Here is a 25,191-nt window from a genome sequence, read left to right as displayed (position 1 = left end):
ACCTAACTCAGTCAAGGTCAGTGTCTTACATTCAATCAGTGCCTTAGAGGCCAGCATCAAGCTGTTTAATCGTTTTAGGTGAAGTTCTGGGCAGTATTGGTGTAAAGAATGTTGTAGGATATTGGCTTCGCGCATCTTGTTGTCCAAGTGTAGTTTTTAGCGAAACCATTTGATCATGCAACAAGATGCGCTTCCACCCTAATTTGATGATTTATTTGTAAATCATCAGGGGATTCTTCAGTATTTAGCATCGACGTTTCGAGCCGATGCGGGGGTGGTGATCAGTGCCTCCCACAATCCTTATTACGACAATGGCATTAAGTTCTTTTCTAATTCCGGTACTAAGTTAAATGATGCGCAGGAACTGGAAATCGAAGCCTTGTTAGAAAAGTCGCTGAACCAGAATGCGATGCAGTGTGTTGCCTCGGAAAAGCTCGGTAAAGCGCGCCGTATTGATGATGCTGCCGGTCGTTATATTGAGTTCTGCAAAGGCACTTTTCCAAATCATTTGTCTCTAGCGGGATTGAAGATTGTTGTCGATAGTGCCCATGGTGCTGCATACCATATCGCGCCTAATGTTTACCGTGAACTTGGTGCTGAAGTGATTAGCATCAATGACAAACCTAACGGCTTGAATATTAATGATCACTGTGGGGCGACGCATTTAGACAGTTTGCAAACAGCGGTTATGGTGCATGAAGCTGATTTAGGGATTGCGCTCGATGGTGATGCGGATCGTGTCATGTTTGTCGATCACAATGGCCATGTGGTTGATGGTGATGAGATTTTATTCATCCTTGCCCTGGCAGCCCAAAGCAAAGGTGAAATGACGGGTGGCGTGGTTGGTACCTTAATGTCAAATCTTGGCTTAGAGCTTGCACTTAAGCAGATGGATATCCCTTTTGTTCGTGCAAAAGTAGGCGACCGCTACGTAGTTGAACAGCTTAAAGCGACTGGCTGGCAATTTGGCGGTGAGGGTTCAGGACATATTTTGAGCTTGCAGCATGCTTCAACGGCTGATGGCATAGTTGCATCCTTACAGGTACTTAAAGCTGTATTGGAGTCCCAGAAGAGTTTATCTGAGATTAAAGCTGGCATGACTAAACTTCCCCAAGTGTTAATTAATGTGCGTTTAGCCACGGCTGACGCCGATAGCATTTTAGCGACAAATAGTGTTCAGCAAGCTGTGATTAAAGCTGAAGAGATCTTAGGCGACCAAGGGCGAGTGCTGTTGCGCAAATCGGGTACAGAGCCGCTTATACGGGTCATGGTCGAATCTACCGATACTATAATGACGCAGACTCAAGCCGAGTTTATCGCAGAGGCAGTAAGAGCGGCGTAAAGCGGGCGCTTCGGGCGAGAATCTAGGGCGTTGCTTCGCAACTGCTAGGACGCAGCAAAAAGCGCTGCTGCTAGGAGGCCTTCGGCCCTAGGACGCTACTATGTGGCTCTAGGCTTTTAGCTTCTACGAACGCCGCTTTGCGGCTACGGAACGTCACTGCGTGGCGCGAGAATCTAGGGCGTTGCTTCGCAACTGCTAGGACGCTCGCAAACTCGCTCTAGCTTCTACGAACGCCGTTTTGCGACAACCGCAGGGTGAAACAAGATGAAACCCATATCCTACGGATATTCCACACGCGATTACGCTTGCCTAGTCAGTGTTAATAGTTTGATTTAATTAAAAAAAGCCCTATGAGCTCCTCAGGGCTTGTTTAAGCGGCTTTAGGCAAGAGTGATTCAATAACTCATTCTTGGACAAAATTTTATCATTTCAATAAATTGCTCAAAATCCTCAAGATGATGCTGTACAACATGCACAACGATATCGAGGTTGAGTTCTTGATAGTCATGTACTGCGATGTTTCTTAGGCCAACCATCTTCTTTAAGTTGTCTGCAAGCTGCTGATTAATTATTTTATTTTGTGAAAGTAGTGTAAAGCTATCACGGCTACTTTGGGGGATACCCAGTTGTTGTTGGCGGTTAATATGGTTTGCTATGTCGATACTGGCTTCGCAGCAGCGTTGTAAATTGAGGATAACGCTATCTTGCAGGGTGAAGTCTTGTTTGAACATGCTGCCATCACCATAAACTTGTTGGATGCGTTTTATACAGCGTTTGATGGTTGCTATTTTGTTGATAATAATGTCATTCAAAGTGACGTCCCCTGTGATCGTTGGCTGTTGTTTTGGCCGTTGCATCATCAATAATTGCTTGTCTTTCAGCTTGTAGATGTTGGTACATTGAGATGGTTTTCACTGCAAAAATCTCATCATCTTGTCGCGTTCCCCAAAGTCGCTTTCCTTGGGTGACTACCTGCTGACATAACACTGTGGATGCCGTGCGTAAATCAACAAGATCAACATCAGTATCTAACGCTGAGGCGAGTTTTTGGGCAAGTTGCCAGCGGGCGATATTGTCTAAAGTGACATCGGCGAGTACCGCAATATCGATATCACTGTTGCGGTGTTGCGTGCCCTGTGCATAGGAGCCAAATAGGTAGATCAATCTCAACTGCGGGATGTTATCTTGTAGTAAGTTGATGATAATGCTTTCATTTAGTTGTTGCATAGGCCCATTGCACGATTTAATGAATACAGGGTGAGTATATAGCATATAAGGCGCAGCAAAAAGGACGGCCTTCGGCTGGGAGAAACTAGGGCGTTGCTGCGCAACTGCTAGGACGCTCGCAAGCTCGCTGCTCGCTGCTAGGGGCTAGGAATGCCGCTTTTTGCGGTTACAGGTTACGGAACGGGCTGCGCCCTGACGGTGAGTGAGCTTGCGAGCGTTCCTTAATCCTTCCTCCGTCAGCACAGCGTTTCGTAATTCCTGCCCTTTTCTGTCATTTCCGCGAACGACTGCATGGTCAATTTTGTTCCATACAAAATATGACATTTCCACCCTCCATGGTAGTCAGATGCAGGAGGTACGAGCCCAGGGACGGGCGAAGGTAGAATAATGCAGGAGCAATTATCGAGAATAACGCAGGAGCAGTTATCGACGCGGGAATCCACACTAACATCTTTCGGTGGTTTAAATAGTAGTGACTCAAAGCTAAAAGCTGGATCCCCGCATCGATAACATTCAGTTTGGCTGATAAGCCAAACATGACAATTTATCCTCAATAAGTGTAATGTAGTTTGATGTATACATTGTATGATGAGGTTTACCATGAGTGTCTTGTCAGTACGCTTATCCGATGAAATCGAGCAAAAGCTGTTACAGCTTGCCCAGTCAACTGGCAGAACCAAATCGTGGTTGGCCAGCCAAGCGATTCAGGATTATTTAGACCGGGAAGCCTTGGTGGTGAGCAAATTCGCGTCCATTATCTGCCGTTATCGTCAGCACGTGCGCCTTATAGGGCATTAGCAACTCAATCGTCGCTTTCGTTACATCTGCCGCTGACTTCGAATTGACTTTCTTTATCAAATAAAACCGAGTCTTACGCTCTAATAGGGTCACAATAGAGCCCGTTCCATGCAGACCCAATACTGTATCGATTTCCCAGTCGCCAAATCGCTCTCGACTATCGACAATCGCAGGTCTGTCGTCAATCGATACGGCGTTTTTTATGGTAGGAGCTTGTTCTACTTTGCCGCGCCGATAACGCTTATGTCCTTGACGTAAATGACGATAAAGTTTACCGCCACGGCGTTTATCGCGAGCAATATAGCGATAAATCCACTCATGACTGACAGGCTCCTTCACCAAACGCAACACTTGCGAGATTTGCTCAGGGCTCCAATCCAATTGCAGCAAAAGGACGATGCTCTCTATTCGCTGTGAGGGTATCGCATATTTACTCGACTGACGCCTCATTGTGACAGCCTGCTTGTGTGCAATATCAGGCTGATAGCGTGATTGCCCTTGGCATCGTTTAACTTCCCTATAGACACTGTAGTGGCATAGTGAATTTGGCCATCTAGTAAGAAGTGTCTGGCTTTAATCTTAGCAATTTGGATTCTACAAACTTAAAGATGTTAAGTGATACTTTTTCTGAGTTCAGCTTTAGTCATACTAAAGCGCATTCTCATCTTATTTTTCGACTGAGCGTCTAAGATTGATTGATATGTGACTATTTATGCATGTTGTCCTGCATAAACTGAGTTTTGCACGAGTTAGTCACGATAATGCACAAAACACGTCGATTAAGCGCTAAAACACTCTAAAACTGCACTTTAACTTCTATTAAAGTGCATATCTCTTTTCAAATCAGCAACGTGCAATCTAATTCGTATAGATTCTATCAAGCTGACCAATTGTAGTAGACCACTACACTATCGAAGAATTGGAAAATCTATCAAGAAAACTGGATAGAGTAAAACAAATATCTAGCAATGTGGGTTATCGAAATCCCTGTTCTAACAGGGCTAAAATCTGATATTGTTTTACTTCGCCACTTGTTTATTTCATCGTGAACTCTGTTTTATTTGGTGAGATAAAGCGTACCGCCTTCAGCAATTGGTTTCTTCTACTGCTCATACTCACGCAGTTATTATCTGTATTCTAGATTAAAGAGAACGCTATTTATGTTTGTGATTGACCAAATTATTCTGCTGGCCTCAATTTTGATTATCCTTGGTATTTTATCCAGTAAATTATCTGCTAGATTAGGGTTACCCGTCCTAGTGCTGTTTCTTATGGTTGGAATGCTCGCTGGTGAAGATGGTCCTGGAGGCATTGTTTTTGACAATGCACAAATAGCCCATGCCCTTGGCTCTTTAGCTTTAGCTATTATTTTGTTTGATGGTGGTTTACAAACACCTATCGCCTCTATTAAACAAGTATGGAAGCCCGCCTCAGTGTTGGCTACTTTTGGCGTATTGATTACTGCTATCATCACTGGTGTCGCAGCGGCCTATATTCTGGATGTATCACTACTTTATGGCTTGCTAATTGGTGCCATTGTTGGTTCCACTGACGCTGCGGCTGTATTTTCATTACTGCGTAATGCAGGTATTCATATCAATCCACGATTAAAATCTACGCTGGAAATTGAAAGTGCGACAAACGATCCTATGGCTATTTTCCTGACAGTGGGTTTGCTGGAAGTTATGGTTAAAGGGCTTGAGCCGGGGACTGGATTATTGATGTTATTTATCCAGCAAATGGGTGTAGGCTCTGCTGTTGGTTTGACTATTGGCTGGTTATCGGTACGTATTATTAACCGTATTCATCTGACGACTTCTGGTTTATATCCTGTGATGGTCGCTGCTTTAGGGTTGCTAGCCTTTGGTATCGCTGCAAATCTGGGAGGCAGTGGCTTTTTAGCCATTTTTATCGCAGGCGTAGTAATAGGTAATAGTCGTTTTGTATTTCAGCGCAGTACCTTTTTATTTCATGATGGTTTGGCTTGGCTGGGTCAAATAATTATGTTTGTATTTTTAGGCTTGTTAATTAATCCTTCTAGTTTGCTTGGTATTTGGAAAGAAGGGTTAATTATTGCAGTAGTGCTAACCTTAGTGGCACGACCTTTGTCAGTGCTTCCTGTACTTAAACTTTTTGGCTTCAACATACAAGAAATGACCCTAGTCTCTTGGGTAGGTTTACGCGGCTCAGTACCTATTATTTTGGCTATATACCCACTTATTTATGGTTTGCCCGGCGCAAATCTTATTTTTAGTGTGGTATTTTTCGTGGTATTGATTTCAGCGACTATACAGGGCTCTACTTTACCCTGGGTTGCACGTACTTTAGGGCTAACTGAATCGCCACCGTCAACACCCGCTGCGACACTAGAAATTACAGCTTTAGGTAATGTGGATGCTGACATTGTTGAGTATCAACTGGGCGAGAACTCACGAGTTTCAGATCGTCGTTTATCACAAATAGCTTTACCTGATGGTACTGTCGTAGCAATGATTACTAGAGGTAATAGTGTTATCCCTCCACGAGGTTCAACTTTCCTATATGCAGGTGACCATTTATTTATTGTGATGAAACCTGAAGTTCGAGATTTTGTTGATATTGTATGTTCTGGCATTACTGAAACAAACTATCAAACATTACCTCAAGCGGAATTACGTTTGAAAGGTTATACAAAAGTAGAAGATTTATATCACTCATATGGTATTGAACTCTCTGCGGATAATCGTTTGTCGTTAGATGCGTTGCTACGTCAGAGCTTCGCTAATGAACCGATCTTAGGCGCTGAAAAAGATTATGGTAAAGTCAGGTTATATGTTCGTGAAATGGTAGGAGCGAGAATTGCGACTGTAGGTATAGTGCCAACCTCAACCTCTCAAGATTAATCTACTAGCTAACACCCTAAGTTATATCGTTTTCGCCATTTTTCTCTAGTAGGTTACCTCACTGGTCAAGCATAATAAAATCATCTTTCAAATAGAATGCCGAGAAATAGTACTCGGCATTCTATATCGTGACATATTGATTTAATTATTGATTAAAAAAGACTAATGTCCAAGGGACTATATATGCTTGGAGTATTGTGAGCACTCCAATAAAAGTACAGAAAAATAGACTATGCTTTAGAGTAAAGCGGAAGAGGTCAGACTCTTTACCTGCCAAGCCTGTTGCGTGTCTCAGAACCATGCTTCAACGGGTGATGGTGTGGTCCTGATGAAGCGGGATCGCACCGAGCGAATGTGACTAAAGACTCGATCCTTAAAAACGAGGTATTTTGTAAGCTATTCTAATACTGTCCATTGGCCACCTGTTTACAGCAAGTGAGCGCGTTATGTTTTATCTATAATAATATATCGCTATACCTTTGTTGATGTGCAATAACTAATCGATCTTGTGTTCTTTTGGTTAGAGTGATATGTTTTTATATATAATTTTTATTTAGTGATACATTAAGACATATTGAAATGAACTATGTAACAGAGCAGATATTAGGGAGCCTTCGAGACGCTCGGATACGTAAGGGGTTTAGCCAAAGAGAGCTGAGCGCTCGTTCGGGTGTACCGCAAAGCCATATATCGAAAATTGAGTCTGGTGACGTTGATTTAAGAATGTCCAGTTTGATCGCACTTGCCCGCGTACTCGACCTAGAGTTATTTGTCGCACCTAGAAAGACTGTTCCTGCAATTAAGTCGATCATTCGAAGTAGTAACGCGACTCATAATAACGGTCTTAGTGATGAAAGTGAGCCAATGTCGCCAGCATACCAGTTAGAGGAAGACGACGATGACTAATAATGTCTCTACGTTAAACGTTTTGCTCTATGGTGAACCCATCGCAACGATCACTAATGTGGGTAATGACAGAACGCTATTTGCCTTTATGGATTCATACATTAATGATGGTTCACGGCCCGTGTTAGGGCTTGGTTTTAAAGATCCGCTAGGTGGCTTACTGACCAATTTCAAACCTACCCAAACCAAGTTAACCCCGTTTTTCTCTAATCTTTTGCCAGAAGAAACCATGCGCCATTACCTGGCAGAGCGTGCCGGTGTGAACCCTGCGCGGGAATTTTTTCTACTGTGGGTGCTAGGGCAGGATTTAGCCGGTGCGATCACGGTTGAACCGGCCGATGGTGAAGCGCTGCCACCTAATGTGCATCAAGACATTGAAGGTGATACGAAAGTTGAAGCGCCAATGCGTTTTTCATTGGCGGGTGTGCAGTTGAAGTTTTCAGCTTTACAACAAGTAAACGGCGGTTTGACCATTCCTGCTACGGGTAAAGGTGGCTCTTGGATTGTGAAATTGCCGTCGTCTCGATTTGAGGCTGTGCCAGAAAATGAATATTCGATGATGGAATTGGCTCGAATGTTGGGAATGGAGGTACCAGAGACTCAGCTACTTTCTATTGACCAGATTGCCAATATTCCAGAAGGCGTCGGCAAATATGGCAATTCTTTTAAAAATGCTCAGGCCTTTGCGATAAAACGCTTTGACCGTGTTGATGGTCAAGCTGTACATATTGAGGACTTTGCGCAAGTTTTTGGTGTCTATCCTCAAGATAAATACAAAAAAGCCAGTATGCGGAATATTGCTCAGGTTATTGGTATCGAAGGTCAAGATGAGGACATCGCAGAATTTACGCGTAGGTTAGTGTTCAATACGTTAATTGGCAATGCCGATATGCATTTGAAAAATTGGTCTGTGATTTATAAAGACAAACGCACCGCATCGATTGCACCTGCTTATGACTTTGTTTCAACCATTCCCTATATCCCTGATGATAGTGCGTCGCTCAAGGTTAGCCGTAGCAAAAAATTCAGCGATTTCACGTTGGATGAGTTGTCACACTTAGCCGCTAGGGCCATGCTGCCAGAAAAGTTGGTGTTAGATACCGCCAAGCAAACCGTAACAGGCTTTCATGAGGTTTGGGCGAGAGAAAAAGCGCATTTACCACTTACCAAGTCGATGATTGAAGCAATCGAGAGACACTTACTAAGCATACCGCTACGCTAAAATGAGAACAGACACGTACGCATGCATAGGTGTCTGTCATATTAGGTTGAAGATTATGTTTAGTGACTTATTTGTCAATCATTGCCCCCGGTTGATAAGTTAGCAAGAAATTACGCCAGCATGGTATCACTGGCGTTTGCCGTTAACGTGATGCAGCAGAAACTTGGCGAAGAGTCCCTGCTTGCTTAGCCGCTTCACGTGCAGCGATAAGGCGACGAATACCATCTGCTTTACGTTGAGCTGTTGTCGAACTATTTTTTAAAGACATAATTGTCTCCTTCTGGGCCAAATGCACGCCATCTACCAAAGATTAACTGCTTTACGTGCTTTATGACAAGTCGGTTGTAGTACGACCTCTTAATTTATTGACCATACTGTCTCAACATTAAGTGTCCAATGGAATTGGACCAGAACAGGTGGCCCTGTTACTGTAACTCATCCTGAAATCACCCGCTTTTTTATGACCATTCCCGAAGCATCCCAGCTGGTTATTCAAGCAGGGGCAATGGGTAAGGGTGGCGATGTGTTTGTGCTTGATATGGGCAAGTCAGTCAAAATTGTTGATCTGGCGGCTAAAATGATCCGTCTCAGTGGTTTTGAGGTTAAAGATGAAGATCATCCACATGGCGATATTGCCATTGAGTTTAGTGGCCTACGCCCTGGTGAAAAACTCTATGAAGAATTGCTGATTGGTGATGATGTAACAGGGACAGACCATGAGCGTATTATGACGGCTCATGAGATATTTCTACCCTGGACCCAATTAGAGCAAATTCTTAATCGTTTAGATAAAGCTTGCCATGAGTTTAACCATGAGGCGATCCGTGAAATTTTGCTCTCGGCCCCGACGGGGTTTGCACCAACAGATGGTATTTGCGATTTAGTCTGGCAACAAAAGAAATCGTCTAAACCTATTGATGTTAAAGCTAAAGTAGTTAATTTGGTTTCTTAGTTTAAGTCATTTTTAAAAAGCCAAATCAGGTTTGATTTGGCTTTTTTCGTTTATGAGGTTTTTAAGGATGCAGTATGTCTAGGAAGTATTTTGGTACCGATGGTGTGCGTGGCAAGGTGGGTACATTCCCTATAACGCCTGATTTTGCGATGAAGTTAGGTTGGGCGGCTGGCACTGTGCTGGCGTCCACTGGCACTAAAGAAGTGTTGATTGGTAAAGATACCCGTATTAGTGGCTATATGCTTGAGTCGGCAATGGAGGCGGGATTTTCAGCGGCGGGTGTGAATGTGGCGTTGATTGGCCCAATGCCAACACCTGCGGTGGCGTATTTGGCGTCGACATTTCGCGCCGATGCCGGGGTGGTGATCAGTGCCTCCCACAACCCTTATTACGACAATGGGATTAAGTTTTTTTCAAACTCTGGCACTAAATTAAATGATGCGCAGGAGCTTGAAATTGAAACCTTATTAGAACAGGCGCTGCAGCATAATGCGATGCAGTGTGTCGCCTCTGAAAAACTCGGTAAGGTTCGCCGTATTGATGATGCCGCAGGCCGTTATATTGAGTTTTGTAAGGGAACATTCCCGAATCACTTAAGTTTGACGGGGTTGAAGATTGTTGTCGATAGCGCCCATGGCGCCGCTTACCATATCGCGCCGAATGTGTACCGTGAGTTAGGGGCTGAGGTGATTAGCATTAATGACAAACCTAATGGGGTGAATATTAATGACCATTGCGGTGCAACACATTTAGATAGTTTGCAAACCGCCGTGATGGTGCATGAGGCCGATTTAGGTATTGCATTAGATGGCGATGCGGATAGGGTGATGTTTGTTGACCATAATGGCCATGTGGTTGATGGTGATGAAATTTTATTTATTCTGGCACAAGCCGCGTGCCATAAAGGTGAAATGGTCGGCGGTGTGGTTGGTACTTTAATGTCGAACCTTGGTTTAGAACTGGCCCTTAAGCAAATGGACATTCCCTTTGTACGTGCAAAGGTAGGCGACCGCTATGTGGTTGAGCAGCTTAAAGAAACGGGTTGGCAACTGGGCGGCGAAGGTTCTGGGCATATTTTGAGTTTAAAGCACGCTTCAACGGGTGATGGTATTGTGGCGTCTCTACAGGTACTTAAAGCCATTTTAGAGTCAGGCAAACGTCTAGCCGACATTAAAGCGGGCATGACCAAGCTGCCGCAAGTACTTATTAATGTGCGTTTATCATCAGGCAGTGCCGACAGCATTTTGGCTTTAGACAGTGTTAAGCAGGCAGTGGTAAAAGCGGAAGGGATATTGGGTGACCAAGGGCGCGTACTATTACGTAAGTCCGGCACAGAGCCTTTAATCCGAGTGATGGTGGAGTCAACGGATAATCTGATGACACAGACTCAAGCCGAGTTTATCGCAGATGCGGTAAGAGCGGCGTAAAGCGGGCGCTTCGCTGACGGCCTTCGGCTGCAAGACTCTAGGGCGTTGCTCGATAACTGCTCCTGCTTTATTCTCGATAATTGCTCCTGCATTATTCTACCTTCGCCCGTCCCTGGGCTCGTACCTCCTGCATCCATGCAGTCGTACGCAACTGCTAGGACGCAGCAAAAAGCGCTGCTGCTAGAAGGCCTTCGGCCCTAGAACGCTCGCAAGCTCGCTCTAGCTTCTACGAACGCCACTTTGCGGCTACGGAACGTCACTGCGTGACTTACGGATAACGGAACGGGCTTCGCCCTGACGGTGAGTGAGCGTGCGAACGTTCCGTAATCCGTCCTCCGTCAGCACGGCGTTAAGCGTTTTGATGTCTTTAGTCTTTTTTAGTCTTTTTTGGTCTTTAATCTATCGCATGATATGATTTTGGCTTAGTGAATGGGTTTTCTTATTTTCAATTAATCAACTAGGCATCAACCTATGAACATAGAAACAATCAGTTTTTTGAAGAAAAATGCCGCGAGCTTAACCCTCGATGAACCGATGATTATTACTCAAAATGGTGTACCTGCTTACGTTATCGAGTCGGTAGCGGATAGAAATCGACGTGATGAGGCGATAGCTTTACTCAAGCTAGTCAGTTTTGCAAAAAGCGATCAACAAAATGGCCGCACTATGTCATCAAGTGCATTCAAGGAACGCTTGGCGGGTCGTAAACTGGCTTTAAAGGATAATAAGTAGTATGTCTGTGGTAAAACTTGAATATACCAAGACATTTGAAGATACCGTAGATAGTGCTATATCTCACTATTCCCAATGGCATGACGAGATCACTATTATTGAGAGAGTTGAGGCAGTTATTGAGGCATTTGAAGCATCTGTGACGCAAAATCCTTTGAGCCATGCATTATGTCAAGAGTTAGTTGAACTTGGCATTACTCAAGTAAGGCACGCGATAAAAGAGGATTTTAGAATACTGTACGAGGTTAGCTACATTAATGATGAGTCTCTTGTTACTGTGCTACTTTTTTTGAACCAACGACCAAGCATACAGAATCAACTGATCAATCATTGCTTGGTTTATAAGTAATTGCTTGCGGCAGTGAGAATCGAGGACGGTCTTTAGTCACGAGAATCTAGGATACTCACAAGCTGGCTTTAGACTCTAGCTGCGAAGCGCTCTAGCGTTCTTCGAACGTCGCTTTGCTAAGGATGTCGTCACGTTTTTCGCTATTTTGGTATGCGAGTTTTGTACTTTGGGTCACTCGGGTTTGTAAACATTTCATCAAAAGAAAATATTTATGTCATTAATGAGCATCATCAATACTTCGGCTTCAAGTCAATCACGTAACCGCTCGCAAACACTCGAAAAATTGTGGCAAGACTACGAAAAAAAACAATTAAGAAATAAACGTTATCAAACAAAATTAGAGGGTTTTTATCGCGAGTTCACCTCACAATTACTTGAAAAAGAGCAGGCCGTATGTGATGCCTCAGCCCAATGGGTGCGTCATTTATTGACTTTTGTGCCGCGTAAATCCATTAAAGGTCGCCAAAGGGAGGCGCTGCTAGAATGGATTGACGAAGAAATAAGTATTATTGAATCGAACCCGTTTAATCCTATCAATACTCACGAAATACGCGATAGCTTCACTAGCTTGCTTATGGCTTATCAAGCAACCTTGCCTAAGCAAGACATTGGTCAGCACGAGCTTGATGCTTTTCGTGAAGAGTTAGAATCTATGTTTGGCTTTGAGTTGGATATAGACGATGCGCAACTGTCTGAACTCATTGATGAACCGGCGAAGTTCCAGGCATTTTTTGAGCAAAAATTGGCTGAGCAGCACAATAAGGCTTTTGATGACGGCGACGCTGAAAATGCGTTTGAGCAAGATGAGGCTGAGTATGATGCCCAAGAGGATGATTTTTTCTTTGAATCGAGTCAACCAGAGCAAACATTAAGCCTTGAGTTATTTAGCGATAAAACCATGACCAAATTGTATCGACAATTGGCGAATCAATTTCATCCCGATAAAGAGCCTGAACCTGCTAAAAAGGCGCTAAAAAAAGAGTTGATGCAGCAACTATCTCAAGCCAAGAAAAGCAAGGATGCTGTCGCCTTGCTGATGTTGGCCCTTGAATATCTGCCAGAGTATAAGCTTGAGGCCGATGCAGATATGATTAAACGTATTGAGGCTGCGTTGCAGGTTAAAATTAGTTTATTAAATCAAGATTATCAATCAATGCAGAATGGCGATGATATTAAAAGTATGATTTGGCAACGTTTTGGGAGTGGTTCAAAAGCATCACGCGCTAGGGAGTTGGCCCAATATGGTGATCATCTCACGATTGAAACTGAAGAGTTACTCGCAAAAGTGACTAAGATCAAAACAGTACAAGCGATACAAAAGGAATTAAACCAACGTAGCCGACGGGGGAGTTTTAACGACATTTTTGATCTTGCTATGTTTAATGACGAAACTTTTGATGAATTTTGGCAATACAAATAGCGCAATGATGATGCTTCGTAACGGCTAGGACGGCCTTCGGCCGCAAGTACGCAGCAAAAAGCACTGCTGCTAGGATGCCTTCGGCCCTAGGACGCTCGCCAGCTCGCTTTAGAACGCCACTACGTCGCTTTAGACTCTGGCAGCGAAGCGATAGCTTCTACGAACGCCGCTTTGCGGCTACGGAACGTCACTGCGTGACTTACGGATAACGGAGCGGGCTGTGCCCTGACAGTGAGTGAGCGCGCGAGCGTTCCGTAATCCTTCTCTTTTCTGTCATTCCCGCGAACGACTGTATGGTCAATTTTGTTCCATACAAAATATGACATTTCCACCCTCCATGGTAGTTAGATGCAGGAGGTACGAGCCCAGGGACGGGCGAAGGTAGAATAATGCAGGAGCAATTATCGAGAATAACGTAAGCGTCCGCCGAAGCACACCTTCATAACTTGACCATATGTCGCCATCCTTGTTCTTCTGAATCATAGGAGAACGATATGTTTGGTAACTGTAGTGGCTTGCACACATAATCCCTTCGGCGCGATTACATCCGCCAAACTGGGCTCACATTAGCTGATAATAAGCGGGACCACCGACTCACATTAACTGCCAATGGACGCAGATTAATTAACAACGGGCTTACATTTATCTTGGCGGACTCACATTAATTGCCAATAAACAGCCATGATCCAACAAGCTCGTAGAGAGTCGAGATATGCTGTATCAGCGGACAAGCAACAAGGCCTTAATGTAGGCTAACTTTACATTTTTGGCGCGTTGGGTAAATTCGGTATGATTAAAACTGCTCCCTGAAGCCTTCGGCTATTTTCTCCAGTTGGTTCATTAAGCCGCTATCACGATCGGTATTATCGACATCATTCGGCTTGTTCTTATCCCAATGTTTAATGATGGCTATCAGTAGGTAACAATGGCTGTTGAAGAAGCCTGGACAATACACCAGAACATAACCGCTGGTCCGTTTGAATTGCACTAGCTTGAGCGGAAAACCTGCAGCTTTGAAATGCAGATGTTGTAATTCAAGATACGAGCGGTTATGGGTAAACAGGTAAGGAACGTCGCGGCCAAAGGTGGTAGGCAGGCCTTTACCTTCCTTATACACCCGAAAATCATCTACTAATGCTTTGGTAGCCAGCTCACCTAGGGCCTCTTTTAAATAGGGATGCGTAAATATGCGTACCGCCTTTACTTCCATTCCTCAAATTCTCCCTTGGCACCTTGCTTCAGTTTGTTGGCCATCTGAGTAGAAACCTTATCCATGTTTAGATTGGCAGCAGTAAACTGGGCAGGGATGCTTTCCAATGTGGTGGTGCCACGTTGGGCAAACTCACAAAACGCCGTCATTTCTTCAAACAGTGACGCCGGTACCGCATAAAACTGGATTTGGTTATTAGATGACACCGCAATTGCATCTCCTTGGGCTTCGGCTAATGCAGCACTGGGGTTTGATTTGAACTTGCTGATCGGTGTGGTATAGCCACATAAAATTTTCTGTAACATCATAGCTCCATTTTCTACTGTTGCGACAGTTATACTAAGACCTAAGTATAGACCTAAATTTAGACCTATACCAGTATCGGATTATTCATCCATCAAGTTCAAATAAACGACGGATTTAGTGGTTACCTGCAAGTCGATGGTTACGCCGGTTATGCTAAAACCGATGCCGAACTCGTGGGCTGCTGGGCCCATGCTCGTCGTAAGTTCACAGAGGCTGAAATCGCTCAGCCTAAAGGCAAAACGGGCAAGGCAAACTGGGCTCTGAACCATATCCAGAAAATCTACCGAATCGAAACCTTGAATAAAGACTCAAGTCCCGAGGTTCGCCGCCAACAAAGGCAGCTGCACAGCCAACCCTTACTGGATGAGTTGCATCGTTGGCTGGAGAAATCACAACGCCATGTGCCACCTAAAAGCAGCTTTGGGAAGGCAATAACCTACTGCCTTAATCAATGGCCCAATTTGAACCGCTATCTTGAGGATGGGCGACTGAATATCGACAATAATCGCGCAGAGCGAGCCATAAAGCCGTTCGTCATTGGCCGTAAAAATTGGCTATTTGCCAATACGGCCAATGGAGCAAAAGCCAGTGCCATACTGTACAGCATGATAGAAACTGCCAAGGCTAATGGGCTTATGCCTTTTGACTATCTCATGTACTGCCTAGATCAGCTGTCACTCAAGCCAGAAAGCCTGGATCATTTGTTACCTTGGAATGCAAAACTAGGCTAGGTGCAGATCACCGGACGGATACTAACATTCAGTTTGGCTGATAAGCCAAACATGGCAATTTATCCTCAATCAGTGTAATGTAGTTTGATGTATACATTGTATGATGAGGTTTACCATGAGTGTCATGTCAGTGCGCTTATCCGATGAAATCGAGCAAAAGCTGGTACAGCTTGCCCAGTCAACTGGCAGAACTAAATCGTGGTTGGCCAGCCAAGCGATTCAGGATTATTTAGACCGGGAAGCTTGGCAAATTGCTGAAATCCAAGCCGCATTACGTGAAGCCGATGCCGGTGATTTTGTGCCAGAGAACGAGATGAATGCCAAGTTCCAGCGTTGGGGGAACAATGCGGGTTAAATGGTTGCGCAAGGCCGCGCAAAATCTTGAAGATGCGTATGATTATTTAGCCAAAGACAACCCCAAGGTCGCTCAAGCATTCGTGCAAGACGTTTACCGCTTAGTGAACTTATTGCCGGTGCAACCCGCCATGGGACGGGCTGGGCGCGTAGTTGGTACACGGGAACAGATTATACAGGATTACCCGTTCATCATCCCGTACAGGGTTAAGCAAGATGAAATCCATATTCTACGGATATTCCACACGCGATTACGCTTACCTAGTCAGTGGTAAAAAATTGATTTAATTGCAAAAAGTGCTACGAGCTCCTCAGAATTTTTTAAGCGGCTTTAGGCAAGAGTGATTCATTGACATCCTCCACCTCCTTTAGGGGGGGGAGGATGTCAATTCCAGCAGAACCTTCTTAGCTACACAATCCCACAATCCCAAAATCCCACAAATACCCGAGCATGAAGGAGAGTACACGCTTGCTCGCAGCAATATGGTAAAAATCAAAAAATTAATATATTTTCCCAAAAAGGGAAATTAATTATTGACTATCGTTTATGCGTTTCCCATAATGGGAAATATAGAAAAGGGGATTGCATGAGAGTTGTTTCAAGAGTCGCATTGCGGGAGTTTTGGGAGCAGCCCATTTATCAAGATAGTGAGCAACCTCTCAAGTCATGGTACGAGGAAGCTAAAAACGCTAACTGGCAAAATCCGCAAGACATAAAAGCGTTGTACCGCAACGCGAGTTTTGTTGGCAATAACAGGGTGGTATTCAACATCCACGGCAATAAGTACCGTCTTATTGTGGCCGTGAATTACAAGTTTGCAATGGTCTATGTTCGCTTTGTTGGTTCTCATGCTGAGTATGACAAAGTTGATGCAACCACAATTTAGGAGGTTTGCAATGCAAATTAAACCGATCAGAACCGTGGCTGATAATGAAGCAGCCTTAAAGCGTATTGAACAGCTTTTTGATGCTGAACCTAACACGCCAGAGGGGGATGAGCTGGAAGTGTTGATCACGCTGGTGAGCGCGTTTGAGGACGCTCATTTTCCAATTGAAACGCCAGATCCAATCGCGGCCATTCAGTTTCGCATGGAACAGCAAGGGCTTGTTGATGCCGATATGGTGCCGTTCCTTGGGCAACGTAGCCGAGTATCAGAAGTGCTAAACCGCCAACGTCGGCTTAGTCTGAACATGATCCGCAAGCTGAATGAGGGGCTTAAAATCCCGCTGCCTTGCTTGGTCAAAGAATACCAATTAGCTAAATAACGGAATGTCTATGACTACTCACAAGCATGGCGAATCGAGAAATCAGAGGGTAGAAAGTACCCAAGGCCAATTTGACATCCTCCACCTCCTTTATCGTCATCGGATGAGACTCAGCCTTTTCTTCTTTAAGTGAGCGATAGCGTCTCAATGGGTATTCAAATTTATATTCTTCTGCCGCGAGGCTTACCATGGAGACGATGAGCCACAGTAAGTTATTAATGCGACGGTTAGATAATTGACGGGTATTATCTGCTCTCACCATTTGCATTAACTGCTGACAATAAAAATCGACCTGCGATAGGGTGATCTCATTCATCAATGTATTGCCAAATTGTGGGATCAGATACTTATCTAAAACGTTTTGTATGGTGTTTCTATAGCTATTTTTCCACGTCGCCTTTTTGCGTTCAAACCACTGATAGGCAAAATCATTGAAAAATGGATATTCACGAGCAGGATGTTTCTCACGCTGCAACAGCTCAAATTGAGCGATTTTTTTTACTTTTGGGGAAATAATCACGGTATTGGAAGCAGCCTAAGTCTATCTCTGCATTCATTTTTTTGAGTGTTGTCTTGGCAGTTGCAAGGTTTTTAGGTGTGGCCAGCATTTTTGTGCCTTTGCCTAGACGCTTACTCATTAACATTACTTTGATTTGGTATCTAACATCATATATTATTGCTGTGTTAACTATTCACACAAATAGGTGGAAACATGTCACGGACAACCAGTGTTACTATCGGATCACAGTTAGATGAATTTGTCAGTCAGCTTATTTCGTCAGGTCGCTATGGCTCGACAAGCGAAGTTGTTCGTTCTGCCTTACGACTATTAGAAAGACAAGAAAACCAGACGATAGCTTTGAAAATGGCGATTGAAGCTGGTGAGCAAAGTGGTGAATGCGCATTATCACTTCATGACATCGCTGCAATGGTGAAACAAAAGCACAATGTATAAACTTTCCAACCTTGCTGCCGAAGACTTTGAGCGAATTTTTGAATACCCTTTTGGCAGGGTGATGGTTTCACGCAGTGAGGCCATCGCCTTGCTAAGCCTTCAGGGATAAAAAACGTACATACCATTATACATAGTATGTACGCTTTAAATATTCACAAAAGGCATTGCTAGTAAAGGGTTTTCACTCACTCACACGCAAATAGACATAGTTTTTACTGTATACTCCTAACAGGGTGATGCTTTTTATTTCGTTAGCCGCTGCTCGATAGTATCGAAACTTACGCAGCTTCCATAAGCAGAAATGACCGTCCAGCCGCCTTTAATTCTAGAACTCTTGAATTGCTGGGTTGGCCGTATCTTGATGTTGATCGGCGAGCTATCAGCCAAGCACTCGATATTGCACCTTAATATGAAGTTATACATTGTATAACCCCATATTTGGTGGTAGCATGTTTAAACAATGTATCATGGTTGGTGAGGTTAATATGCAGACCAGTATCAAAAAATGGGGGAACTCTGCCGGAGCAATTATCCCTGCTGCCGTGCTGAAGAAGGCTGGGTTCGGTATGGGGGATCAAGTTGAAATAGAGGTTGTTCAGGGGTGTATTGTGATGAGCCCAGCAACCCCAATATTCACACTTGATGAGTTGCTAAGTGCCAGTCCAAAAGGGTCTTTTGAACTTGATTCAGAAGATACTCAATGGCTGAGTTCGTCACCTGTAGGCAAGGAAGAAATCTAATGAGTTACACCCCAAAACGAGGTGACATAGTGTGGATTGATTTTGACCCATCTGCGGGACACGAGCAGGCTCATCATCGTCCTGCGCTGGTACTTTCGCCTGAGCCGTTCAACAAGCAAATTCAACTTGCTTTAGTCGCACCAATAACATCTAGGGTTAGAGGTCATGGTTTCGAGGTTGCTGTTGATACCGATAAAACCAAAGGTGTTGTTTTGTGTCAACAAGTCAAGACGATTGACTACGCAGCAAGGGACGTCAAGTATATCGAAAAAGCTCCCGTTGCAGTGCTAAATGAAGTGCTCGCAAAAGTGCGAGTATTGGTCAGTTAAGAAGAGGAAATCAGATATGGCTCAACCCTCCTATACTCGTGATCAATGAAGATGCTTGATTTTCAGTGACATGAGGATTAAGGTCGCTGTCACGAGACTACTCCTGACCAAAAACAAGTCCTAGAGACCCTGCATGCTCAAACGCGTGACGGGCTTGTTTGTGACCGCATTAAAGCAGTACTTCTTGCATCCGAAGGCTGGACCGCGGCAATGATTTCTCAAGCATTACGGATAAATGAATCAACGGTCCGCCGTCACCTTGCCGATTACACCTTGTCAGAGAAGCTCAAGTCTGAAAATGTCGCGGTTCACAAAGCCTGTAATCTGTTGAGCAAACCGCAGAGTTAATTGCCCATTTAACTCAGACTCAGGCAACCAAAATCTCACACGGCTGGATATGTACAGGGCAGGACAAAGCCAAAGAAACCAACGGCAGTCGTAGGCGGCGTAAACTGATTGTAAGCTTACGGCAGCATAGCTGAACTTAATCAACATAGTCTGATTTACTAAATTAGCGCGAGCATTCGCTGCTTTTTCATGGCATTTGGCGACCATCAATCTAGTTTTTGCTTTTCTTGATAGCTGACGCTGCTTACGTCTGAGGTTTTTATCAGCACGCTTTACAAATCTTCGGTTGGCTATCTTTTTGCCATTCGATTCGATGGCGAAATGAAACAGCCCCAGATCAACACCTGTGACCTTGCTTGCAGTGTGAAGTAAAGTTGGTACTTCCACTCCATCATCAGTAAGAAATGATGCGTATGTCAAATTAACGTTTGGAGAAGAGAGAAAGGGATGCGCTCTTGTTCCAGTCGTAAGTTAGGTTGCCAATGGGCCTTGAGTCGTTGGTATAGCAGTTGCTCTGTCTCATTTAAGTTGGGGAGCTGTTCGGCTCTGTGGGCTGTGGCAGAAGGCTCGCTTCCCCACCAAGAGCGGCAGGCAAGTAGGGTTGCTTCATCCATTAGTAGAGAACGGGTACGCGGAAAATAGTTGCGTAGTTGCGATAACATGGCAAAGCCATGGCTGTCGATATCGCCCCAGTAGTGGATCTGGCAAGCGCCCAGCCAGGGCACCTCTTTGAGCAGTTGCACGCCATAACCCAGGCCGAAAATCACCAGTCCATTGCGTACCCCAGGAAATGCCAGGCCGTTGATCTTGTTCTCGGTAATAAAAACCCGATCCACCAGCAGGTCCAGCTTGGCGAAGTCGCGCACCGTCAAGGTGATGTCGCTGGCCCCGGCAAACTCGGCCGCCAGTTGCGGGTCAAGTAGACGAAAGCGGACCTGCGGCTCCTCGTAGCGCAGGCCAAAGCGCCGTTCGAAGCCGTGATCGCGCAAGCTGGTCACGGTCGGGTCAATCGCCTGCTCTGGTAGCAGCTGATCCAGCAGACTCTTCAGTATGCTTTTGTGTTGCTCGATAAATTTGGTATCGACGCCGGGTATGTCCAGTTGGCGCAGGTAGCAATCGGGGCGTGGGTGAGCACAGAAGTGGCGGCAGACGGCTATGAGCTCAGGCCAATGACCCGCCTGCTTTTCTAGTTGTGCCGGATTGTCCAGCAACCAGGCCTGCAGAGCCGGGAAGGCGGCGAGCAGCCGTGCGTGCTCATCGCAAAAGATCCGCCAAGCCTGTGCCTGCCCGACAAAGCGGGCCAAGGCGGCCATATCGGCAAACTCGACGGCAGCAGGCAGCCATTGGCGCCCCATGGTCGGGTAGTTGACCTCCTGCTGCTGCAACGTGATGCCGGGCAGATCGGTCAGTCCCTCCTGCAGGCGGGCGATCTGCTGGCGCAGGGCGGCAAAGTCGTGCAGCAGTGCTTTGTCGATGGGGCGGGATAGTTTGATGGTGAGGGGGAACAGTGATTCCCCCTCAAGCCAGGCCCGATGCAGTCCATAACCTTGCCATTTCTTCAGTAGTTTCTGCTTGAGTGTCTTGAGTTCGATCATGGTCATGTCTCCACGGAACCATTCACGTCTGAAGCCTGCACCTCAGCAATCGGGACCTCAGAAACCAGCGTGCTGTAGCTGCCGAGAGCCTGATGTTGAGCCAGCCGTTGCCGATACTCCTCGATGGTCATGTTCAGCAGCATGGATCGATTCTGCTTCAGATCGACAAAGTGCACATGGCGGACATAGTGCTCGATGACATCGAGTTTTTGCAGGGGGGTGACCAGCAGCAGTTGCAGCCCCAGCTTCTTGAACAGCTCCAGCCCGAAGCGGGTGCTGTCTTTGGAGCCACGAGCGAAAGCTTCATCGATCACCACCAGATTGAAGCGGCGCTCGGCACGGGTCTGGGTAGTCTCGCTGCCGACCAGCCTGTATTGCAGCAAGATAGCGGCGGCCAGAATGGAGTAGGCCAGTTTCTCCTTCTGTCCCCCCGATTTACCACCGGAGTCGGAGTAACACTCCTTCTCGCTGCCATCCTCCCGGTAGCGTTCGATAACGTTGAACAAATGCCAGAAGCGCACATCGACGACCTTCTGGGTCCATTTTGCATCTTGTCGCATCTGCTCGATAAGTGACTTTACTTGTTCGAACTTCTGCTCCGAGTAGAGGTTGTCATCCAGCGTGTGCTCGACACACTGTTTGATACGCTGCTTGAACTCGCGGATCTCCACATCAGGGGAGGAGACGCTGTCAATCTCGATAAAAGTGCCGATCTGGTAGTCCAGTGCATACAGCGACTGGTTAATGAGCCGGATGCGGGCACTGATCTCCTCTTCATGTTTGTCGAGCTGGCTGCGAAACAGCGCCATGGCGCGGATGGTGTCGCGGTTAAGCATCTCCTTGAAACGCGCTTCGTGGCGTGGCAGATCCTCCTGCTGCAGTTGTTGGAGGATCTGTTGATATTCCTTCAATGCCGCCAGATTCTTGTCCAGTTCACTGGCATCGTTGGGAAAGCGGTAGTGGAAGGTGCTCATGGCATCGATCATTTGCCCCTCCTTCTTGCGCCGTTTCTCCTCCAGATGTTGCACCCGCTCGTTGAGTTTACCGCGCAGCAAGCTGGTCTGGTTAGTCAGCATGTCGAAGCGCAACCCGGCGCTGGCACCATACTCCTGATAGAACTGGGTAAGGGTCGCAAAACAGCGCTCGCGCAAGATCGGCGGGACGCTAGCCAGCAAGGCCTCTTTTTCCGTCAGGGCAAGGGTATCGGTCTCGATCTCACTCTGTTGTTGCCCCACGCTGGTTAGCAGGTTATCGCGCTCGCTCCCGAGCGCCTTGAAAGCTTGCTTGGCCAAGGTTAATTGTTGCTGCAGCGTCTGAAGCAGGTCCGAACTCTGCTCCAGTATCTGTACTTCTTGCTGCAGCCGTTCTATCTGCTCGCTAAAACGTGGCCAGTTAATCTGTTCAAACCCCAGATTGAAATCGGCCAGTCTTAACGCCTGATGACGAAGTTTGTCGAGCATGCTGCGGCGCTGCTCCTGTTGTTGCAGCTGCTGCTGGCGTTGTTGGATTTGCTGCTGCAACTGGCTGTACTGTTGGGCCAGCAGTAGGATCTTCTCCTTGTTGCTCCAGCCCAGCACATAGCGGCTCTTATCCTGCAGGGCGTGCCTGTCGTCTTTCTCATGACGTGAGGGGCCGGATTTGATCTGGCCGTTGATGGATAACGCCTTGTCGCTGCGGCGAAAGGTGGCCAGATCCTCGCAGCAGAGATAGTCAAAGCGTTGCAGCTCTTTGTGCAACCAGTCGTATTGCTCACAGGCCGGTTTTATCTCCAGCTTGCCCAGCAGCGAGCCAGGCGTCGCCGGGCTTGGCAGATAATCGGCAGGCTGGCGTACCCGGTAATAGACCAGGCGACTGCCCAGATGGGTTTTTTCCACCCATTCGCTGATCGTGGGGTAGAGTCGCTCCGGCACCAGCAGGCTCAGGGCAAAATTGTGCAGCACCCGCTCCATGGCCCCTTGCCAGGCGAGTTCCTTACCCTTGACCTGCAGTAGCTCACCGACAAAGGGGAGCTGGCTCTCATCTAACCCCAGTTCGGCACAGAGTCGCTCGCGTATGGCCAACTGCTGAGCGGGAATGTTGCTCTGGCGTTTCTTCAGGGCGGCGAGTTCGTCGCCCAGTTGCTGCAGTTGGGCGCTCTGCTGCCACTCCTGCTGCTTGAGCGTATCTCGCTGCTGCTCCAGTTGGGCCAACTCGCCCATCAGTGTCTCGGCCCTTTCCTTGGCGGCGGCCTGGTTGCTGACAAAGCAGTCGAGTTCCAGAGTATCCGGCAGGGCCAGGGCTTGGGTCAGATCGCGATAGTCTTTGTAGTGATGGCGAGCCGTGTCGCGCGCCTGACTCAGGCGGTGCATCTCCCCCTGCAGCTGTTGCAGGCGGCTACCGCCATTTTCCAGGATCTGTTGATGCAAGGTGGCAACCTGTTGCTCCTGCTCACCGAGCCTACGATCCAGGCTCTCGCGCTGCAGTTGTAGCTTGTCCAGGTTCTGGCGGCTGCGCTGCAGTCGCTTCTGATAGAGGGAGATGGCATGTTGTGCCATGAAGCCATCGGTCAGCTCCCGACACTGCTGGATATGCTGTTTCTCCTGTTCGGCCTGCAGCACGTTCTCCCCCAGTCGGCTGACAGGCTCCAGCAACTCGACCTTCTGGCGGGCTGCGACCACCGCATCATGCAGCCGCTTGAGATCGTCATAGTTGCGCTCCAATTCCTGGATCAGCCCCTCGACATCGGGCTGGGTCAGCATGTTCTGGCGTACGAAGTCAGTGACCGAGCCCACGGACTTCATCGAGATGGTCTGATTGAAGAGATCCAGCGCCTTGCCATCGTTACCCAGTCCCAGCGCCTTGCAAAAGGCTTGCTGATAGGGGCCAAAGCTGTCGAACAGCTCGCAGCCACCCTGCTGTTTTAGTTGCTTTTTCAGTCCGGCTATCTTGTCACCAAAGCCGCTGAAGTGGTTGGCGATGGTAAGGGGCTGCTCGGCCACCAGAAACAGTCGCTTGACCCGCTTCTCTGCGGGTGGCAGCCAGCATACCTGGGCCAGGGTCACGCTCTGTTGCAGGGCGGCGGAGTGGAACTGGGCCAGCAGAACGCTGTAGTGATCCTTGCCGCGCAGGCCGACCGGACGCGCCTTGCCATAGTCATCCTGCTGGGAGGTATAGAAGCCATGGAAGTAGGACTCCAGCGAGCGTTCCTTCTCCTCGGCGCCTGCCGCCTTGTTGAAGGCCAGCTTGCGGGTGGGAACCAGCAGGGTGGTGAGACCGTCCACCAGTGTCGATTTGCCACTGCCGATGTTGCCGGTCAGCAGGCTGTTGTCGCCCTCTACGGCCAGATGCCAGATTTGCTGATCGAAGGTGCCCCAGTTGAACACCTCGAAACGCATCAGGCGAAAGCCCTGCAGGGCCTGGTTTGGCAGGCTGTGCTTGGCTGAGATTTGCGCGTTCAGCTCACTATTCACTCGGTGTTCTCCTCGTTGTACTCTTCAGCGTTCTCTGTCGTATTCCCGGCGACAGCCAGTTTTTGCGCTAGTAGCTGGTTGAATTCCACTATCTGTTCGGCGGTGACAAAGGCCTTGAGAATGCGCGGCACCTCGAAGTCATCCGGATGCTTGGGTAGCATTGAGAGGAAGCCCATCTCATCGCATTTTTTGATCAGCGCATCCAGCTCGCGGCGTTGCTTTACCTCATTACCCACCTCGGGGTAGTAGGGTAACAACCACTGGTGGATCTCCTGCCGGGTGACGATGAGGCGGGGCGCACTCTCTGCGCTGTCGTGCTCGGCCAGCCGCTTGCGCAGGCAGACCAATAGCAGTGTCTGGCCAAAGCTCAGGTTACGGCGGCTGATCAGGCGTGGTAACTCCTGACCGGACTCTTCTTCCGCGCTCTCGGGCTGCTTCAAGAAGGCGTACCCTTCGGCCTCGTCGATCAGCAAGGAGAGGCCAATCTGCTGGAAGTAGTCGCGGATGCTGTGTTGTTCGCGCAGTAATACCTGCCAGAGATCCCGTTGCCGATGCAGATAGAGAGGGCCCTTGAGCAGCCGGATGAGCACGGCAGACTTGTCCCGTTGGGCATCCGCCCCCAGTGCGCTTGTTTCATGGATGGTCGACATG

Annotated in this window: 27 protein-coding genes and 7 pseudogenes; 19 read left to right on the top strand and 15 right to left on the bottom strand. The window is 47.0% G+C overall.

Going from position 1 to position 25,191, the window contains the following annotated elements; genetic code table 11:
- Positions 1-135, bottom strand: a pseudogene (locus L5M37_RS22090) (IS4 family transposase); the annotation flags it as partial.
- A gap of 106 nt (positions 136-241) precedes the next feature.
- On the opposite strand from L5M37_RS22090, the pseudogene glmM (L5M37_RS22085) reads away from it, so the two are divergent.
- Positions 242-1,342: pseudogene (gene glmM, locus L5M37_RS22085) on the top strand (phosphoglucosamine mutase); the annotation flags it as partial.
- Positions 1,343-1,737: 395 nt separating this feature from the next.
- Here glmM (L5M37_RS22085) and hepT read toward each other — a convergent pair.
- Both hepT and mntA read right to left on the bottom strand, forming a co-directional pair.
- Positions 1,738-2,154, bottom strand: a complete 417-nt coding sequence (gene hepT / locus L5M37_RS22080; RefSeq protein ID WP_263201839.1) for a type VII toxin-antitoxin system HepT family RNase toxin — start codon at positions 2,152-2,154, stop codon at positions 1,738-1,740.
- On the bottom strand, positions 2,147-2,569 hold the full coding sequence (gene mntA / locus L5M37_RS22075; RefSeq protein WP_088585314.1) for a type VII toxin-antitoxin system MntA family adenylyltransferase antitoxin: 423 nt from the start codon (positions 2,567-2,569) through the stop codon (positions 2,147-2,149). Before mntA ends, hepT begins: the two co-directional genes overlap by 8 nt.
- A gap of 585 nt (positions 2,570-3,154) precedes the next feature.
- Between mntA and L5M37_RS22070 the strand changes: the two genes are divergently transcribed.
- A complete protein-coding gene (locus L5M37_RS22070; protein WP_317630103.1) occupies positions 3,155-3,367 on the top strand; it encodes a ribbon-helix-helix domain-containing protein in 213 nt (70 codons plus the stop codon).
- On the opposite strand, the pseudogene L5M37_RS22065 reads toward L5M37_RS22070, so the two are convergent.
- Positions 3,299-3,904: pseudogene (locus L5M37_RS22065) on the bottom strand (IS30-like element ISSba16 family transposase); the annotation flags it as partial. The gene L5M37_RS22070 and the pseudogene L5M37_RS22065 sit on opposite strands and share 69 nt — an antisense overlap.
- 623 nt (positions 3,905-4,527) lie before the next feature.
- Here L5M37_RS22065 and L5M37_RS22060 point away from each other — a divergent pair.
- On the top strand, positions 4,528-6,249 hold the full coding sequence (locus L5M37_RS22060; RefSeq protein WP_263180525.1) for a potassium/proton antiporter: 1,722 nt from the start codon (positions 4,528-4,530) through the stop codon (positions 6,247-6,249).
- Positions 6,250-6,394: 145 nt separating this feature from the next.
- Here L5M37_RS22060 and L5M37_RS22055 read toward each other — a convergent pair whose 3' ends face one another.
- Positions 6,395-6,550 carry an L-lactate permease gene (locus L5M37_RS22055; RefSeq protein WP_411569076.1) on the bottom strand — a complete coding sequence of 52 codons (156 nt, stop codon included), beginning with the start codon at positions 6,548-6,550 and terminating at the stop codon, positions 6,395-6,397.
- Between the two features lie 278 nt (positions 6,551-6,828).
- On the opposite strand from L5M37_RS22055, the gene L5M37_RS22050 reads away from it, so the two are divergent.
- Positions 6,829-7,155 carry a helix-turn-helix domain-containing protein gene (locus L5M37_RS22050; RefSeq protein ID WP_014610910.1) on the top strand — a complete coding sequence of 109 codons (327 nt, stop codon included), beginning with the start codon at positions 6,829-6,831 and terminating at the stop codon, positions 7,153-7,155.
- Complete coding sequence (locus L5M37_RS22045; RefSeq protein ID WP_126491572.1) at positions 7,148-8,377, top strand: type II toxin-antitoxin system HipA family toxin; 1,230 nt, start codon at positions 7,148-7,150, stop codon at positions 8,375-8,377. The genes L5M37_RS22050 and L5M37_RS22045 overlap by 8 nt, the downstream gene beginning before the upstream one ends.
- A gap of 142 nt (positions 8,378-8,519) precedes the next feature.
- Here L5M37_RS22045 and L5M37_RS22040 read toward each other — a convergent pair whose 3' ends face one another.
- Complete coding sequence (locus L5M37_RS22040) at positions 8,520-8,645, bottom strand: hypothetical protein (protein WP_263180516.1); 126 nt, start codon at positions 8,643-8,645, stop codon at positions 8,520-8,522.
- Between the two features lie 141 nt (positions 8,646-8,786).
- Here L5M37_RS22040 and L5M37_RS22035 point away from each other — a divergent pair.
- From L5M37_RS22035 to L5M37_RS22015, 5 genes and pseudogenes are all read left to right on the top strand, one after another.
- A pseudogene (locus L5M37_RS22035) lies at positions 8,787-9,329 on the top strand (polysaccharide biosynthesis protein); the annotation flags it as partial.
- A 74-nt stretch (positions 9,330-9,403) separates the two neighbouring features.
- Positions 9,404-10,756, top strand: coding sequence for a phosphoglucosamine mutase (gene glmM, locus L5M37_RS22030; protein ID WP_263201837.1), 1,353 nt, complete (start codon positions 9,404-9,406; stop codon positions 10,754-10,756).
- Between the two features lie 471 nt (positions 10,757-11,227).
- Positions 11,228-11,488: a type II toxin-antitoxin system Phd/YefM family antitoxin gene (locus L5M37_RS22025; RefSeq protein WP_115017884.1), complete on the top strand. Its 261-nt coding sequence runs from the start codon at positions 11,228-11,230 to the stop codon at positions 11,486-11,488.
- A gap of 1 nt (position 11,489) precedes the next feature.
- A complete protein-coding gene (locus L5M37_RS22020; protein ID WP_220733063.1) occupies positions 11,490-11,837 on the top strand; it encodes a type II toxin-antitoxin system RelE/ParE family toxin in 348 nt (115 codons plus the stop codon).
- A gap of 211 nt (positions 11,838-12,048) precedes the next feature.
- Positions 12,049-13,257 (top strand): J domain-containing protein, encoded by a 1,209-nt coding sequence (locus tag L5M37_RS22015; RefSeq protein ID WP_263201836.1) that lies wholly within the window; start codon positions 12,049-12,051, stop codon positions 13,255-13,257.
- A gap of 119 nt (positions 13,258-13,376) precedes the next feature.
- Here the strand turns inward: L5M37_RS22015 and L5M37_RS22010 are convergent, their stop codons facing one another.
- The 3 genes from L5M37_RS22010 to L5M37_RS22000 form a co-directional block, all read right to left on the bottom strand.
- Entirely contained in the window at positions 13,377-13,583 is a 207-nt protein-coding gene (locus L5M37_RS22010; protein ID WP_263179928.1) for a hypothetical protein, read from the bottom strand.
- A 467-nt stretch (positions 13,584-14,050) separates the two neighbouring features.
- On the bottom strand, positions 14,051-14,467 hold the full coding sequence (locus tag L5M37_RS22005) for a type II toxin-antitoxin system YafO family toxin (RefSeq protein ID WP_014610941.1): 417 nt from the start codon (positions 14,465-14,467) through the stop codon (positions 14,051-14,053).
- Positions 14,458-14,775 (bottom strand): antitoxin of toxin-antitoxin stability system, encoded by a 318-nt coding sequence (locus L5M37_RS22000; protein ID WP_206194672.1) that lies wholly within the window; start codon positions 14,773-14,775, stop codon positions 14,458-14,460. Before L5M37_RS22000 ends, L5M37_RS22005 begins: the two co-directional genes overlap by 10 nt.
- Before the next feature lie 87 nt (positions 14,776-14,862).
- Here L5M37_RS22000 and tnpC point away from each other — a divergent pair.
- From tnpC to L5M37_RS21975, 5 genes and pseudogenes are all read left to right on the top strand, one after another.
- Positions 14,863-15,504, top strand: a pseudogene (gene tnpC / locus L5M37_RS21995) (IS66 family transposase); the annotation flags it as partial.
- Positions 15,505-15,619: 115 nt separating this feature from the next.
- Entirely contained in the window at positions 15,620-15,859 is a 240-nt protein-coding gene (locus L5M37_RS21990; RefSeq protein WP_069453195.1) for a CopG family ribbon-helix-helix protein, read from the top strand.
- Complete coding sequence (locus L5M37_RS21985; RefSeq protein ID WP_263201835.1) at positions 15,822-16,133, top strand: type II toxin-antitoxin system RelE/ParE family toxin; 312 nt, start codon at positions 15,822-15,824, stop codon at positions 16,131-16,133. The genes L5M37_RS21990 and L5M37_RS21985 overlap by 38 nt, the downstream gene beginning before the upstream one ends.
- A 312-nt stretch (positions 16,134-16,445) precedes the next feature.
- Positions 16,446-16,745 (top strand): type II toxin-antitoxin system HigB family toxin, encoded by a 300-nt coding sequence (locus L5M37_RS21980; protein ID WP_014610937.1) that lies wholly within the window; start codon positions 16,446-16,448, stop codon positions 16,743-16,745.
- Between the two features lie 10 nt (positions 16,746-16,755).
- Complete coding sequence (locus tag L5M37_RS21975) at positions 16,756-17,124, top strand: type II toxin-antitoxin system HigA family antitoxin (RefSeq protein ID WP_014610936.1); 369 nt, start codon at positions 16,756-16,758, stop codon at positions 17,122-17,124.
- Here L5M37_RS21975 and L5M37_RS21970 read toward each other — a convergent pair.
- Both L5M37_RS21970 and L5M37_RS24190 read right to left on the bottom strand, forming a co-directional pair.
- A complete protein-coding gene (locus L5M37_RS21970) occupies positions 17,117-17,644 on the bottom strand; it encodes an N-terminal phage integrase SAM-like domain-containing protein (RefSeq protein ID WP_263201834.1) in 528 nt (175 codons plus the stop codon). The two genes, L5M37_RS21975 and L5M37_RS21970, sit on opposite strands and share 8 nt — an antisense overlap.
- The gene (locus tag L5M37_RS24190; RefSeq protein WP_411569077.1) at positions 17,604-17,732 is read right to left on the bottom strand and encodes an Arm DNA-binding domain-containing protein; all 129 of its coding nucleotides are present in this window, start codon (positions 17,730-17,732) and stop codon (positions 17,604-17,606) included. Before L5M37_RS24190 ends, L5M37_RS21970 begins: the two co-directional genes overlap by 41 nt.
- A gap of 104 nt (positions 17,733-17,836) precedes the next feature.
- On the opposite strand from L5M37_RS24190, the gene L5M37_RS21965 reads away from it, so the two are divergent.
- The 4 genes and pseudogenes from L5M37_RS21965 to L5M37_RS21950 form a co-directional block, all read left to right on the top strand.
- On the top strand, positions 17,837-18,079 hold the full coding sequence (locus L5M37_RS21965) for a type II toxin-antitoxin system ParD family antitoxin (RefSeq protein WP_014610908.1): 243 nt from the start codon (positions 17,837-17,839) through the stop codon (positions 18,077-18,079).
- A 449-nt stretch (positions 18,080-18,528) separates the two neighbouring features.
- The gene (locus L5M37_RS21960) at positions 18,529-18,819 is read left to right on the top strand and encodes an AbrB/MazE/SpoVT family DNA-binding domain-containing protein (RefSeq protein WP_220777345.1); all 291 of its coding nucleotides are present in this window, start codon (positions 18,529-18,531) and stop codon (positions 18,817-18,819) included.
- Positions 18,819-19,148: a type II toxin-antitoxin system PemK/MazF family toxin gene (locus L5M37_RS21955; protein WP_014610905.1), complete on the top strand. Its 330-nt coding sequence runs from the start codon at positions 18,819-18,821 to the stop codon at positions 19,146-19,148. The genes L5M37_RS21960 and L5M37_RS21955 overlap by 1 nt, the downstream gene beginning before the upstream one ends.
- A 129-nt stretch (positions 19,149-19,277) precedes the next feature.
- Positions 19,278-19,615, top strand: a pseudogene (locus tag L5M37_RS21950) (helix-turn-helix domain-containing protein); the annotation flags it as partial.
- A gap of 40 nt (positions 19,616-19,655) precedes the next feature.
- Here the strand turns inward: L5M37_RS21950 and L5M37_RS21945 are convergent.
- From L5M37_RS21945 to L5M37_RS21930, 4 genes and pseudogenes are all read right to left on the bottom strand, one after another.
- Positions 19,656-19,883 (bottom strand): annotated as a pseudogene (locus L5M37_RS21945) (transposase); the annotation flags it as partial.
- Between the two features lie 29 nt (positions 19,884-19,912).
- Positions 19,913-21,091 (bottom strand): Wadjet anti-phage system protein JetD domain-containing protein, encoded by a 1,179-nt coding sequence (locus L5M37_RS21940; RefSeq protein WP_263201833.1) that lies wholly within the window; start codon positions 21,089-21,091, stop codon positions 19,913-19,915.
- A gap of 2 nt (positions 21,092-21,093) precedes the next feature.
- Positions 21,094-24,540: an ATP-binding protein gene (locus tag L5M37_RS21935; protein ID WP_263179933.1), complete on the bottom strand. Its 3,447-nt coding sequence runs from the start codon at positions 24,538-24,540 to the stop codon at positions 21,094-21,096.
- Complete coding sequence (locus tag L5M37_RS21930; protein ID WP_088585322.1) at positions 24,537-25,190, bottom strand: DUF4194 domain-containing protein; 654 nt, start codon at positions 25,188-25,190, stop codon at positions 24,537-24,539. The genes L5M37_RS21935 and L5M37_RS21930 overlap by 4 nt, the downstream gene beginning before the upstream one ends.
- Position 25,191 lies beyond the last annotated feature (1 nt).

The organism is Shewanella sp. SM69, assembly GCF_025653985.1.
Lineage (GTDB): Bacteria > Pseudomonadota > Gammaproteobacteria > Enterobacterales > Shewanellaceae > Shewanella > Shewanella oncorhynchi.
The sequence above is the reverse complement of the archived record's forward strand: the minus strand, read 5'-3'. Positions and strand labels throughout refer to the sequence as shown.